This is a genomic window from Herpetosiphon llansteffanensis (assembly GCF_003205875.1).
GTDB classification, from domain to species: Bacteria; Chloroflexota; Chloroflexia; order Chloroflexales; family Herpetosiphonaceae; genus Herpetosiphon; species Herpetosiphon llansteffanensis.
Genome location: NZ_PUBZ01000039.1, coordinates 1 through 956, shown reverse-complemented (window position 1 = coordinate 956; position 956 = coordinate 1). Strand labels below are relative to the sequence as shown.

Annotated in this window: 1 protein-coding gene; it reads left to right on the top strand. The window is 57.3% G+C overall.

From position 1 onward, the window contains the following. Window positions 1-36 precede the first annotated feature (36 nt). Window positions 37-942, top strand: coding sequence for an IS982 family transposase (locus C5S61_RS02485; RefSeq protein ID WP_110513544.1), 906 nt, complete (start codon window positions 37-39; stop codon window positions 940-942). Window positions 943-956: the final 14 nt, after the last annotated feature.

Genomic DNA, 956 nt, shown 5'->3' with positions numbered 1-956 from the left:
GGAAGTGCTTACCCACCATCAGAAGGAGTTCCGTCGATGTCCAGTATACCATTGTCTGATGTGATGACCATCCTCTCTGTCCTCGTTGATGATTGGTATCAAGCGTCACCGCATGCCACCAGCGCACCAGGACCCGGTCCGGCTCCGGCACTGACCCCAAGCGAGGTGCTCACCATTCTGTTGGCGATGGATGTCGTTCCCTTTCCCAGCGAACGGAGCTTCTTAGGCTTTCTGCGGGCGACCCATGGCGATTTATTTCCGACCTTGCCGCATCAAAGCCAATTTAATCGCCATGCGCGCCGGCTGTGCGGCTTGCTCGAACCCCTCCGGCGGTCGTGGCTCGCTGCATGGGCAACGGTCGCATGCCCACAGGTCATTCTCGATACCAAACCCATTCCCGTTGTCGGCTATCGCCGGTCGAAACGCCGGAGTGATTTCGCGGGCAGTGCGAGCTATGGGTATTGTGCGAGCCGCAACCTGCACTATTTTGGCTACAAACTGGTCATGCTCACCACCCTCGACGGCATTCCGGTCGCCTATGACCTCGTGCCAGCCCATACCGACGAACGGGCCGCTGCCGACGAAATTCTTGACCAGATCACCAATGCCGATGTCTGGTCGGATACAGGGTTTCTTGGTGAACAGTGGCACCACGATGTCCGCGCCACCACCAAGAATCGCATCTGGACGGCCAAGCGTCGCAATCAGCCAGCCAATCCGGTGGTGTTTGATCGGCTGCTTGGTTCGATCCGCGAACGAATCGAAGGAACCTTTCATGAACTGCAAAACACCGGACGGAATGTCGAGCGCTTGTTGGCCAAAACGGTGGAAGGATTGGCGACCCGCATTGCGAGCAAGGTGACGCATCTCGTCGTCAAAGCCGTATTGCGGGCGCGATTTGGGATCGATGTCCTCACCTTTACGGTTATCAACGATGCCTAACTCACATCAGGCGT

What these genes read in the sequence shown, in the direction of transcription:
- C5S61_RS02485 (WP_110513544.1), top strand. Translation starts at nt 37, where the DNA reads ATGTCCAGTATACCATTGTCTGATGTGATGACCATCCTCTCTGTCCTC.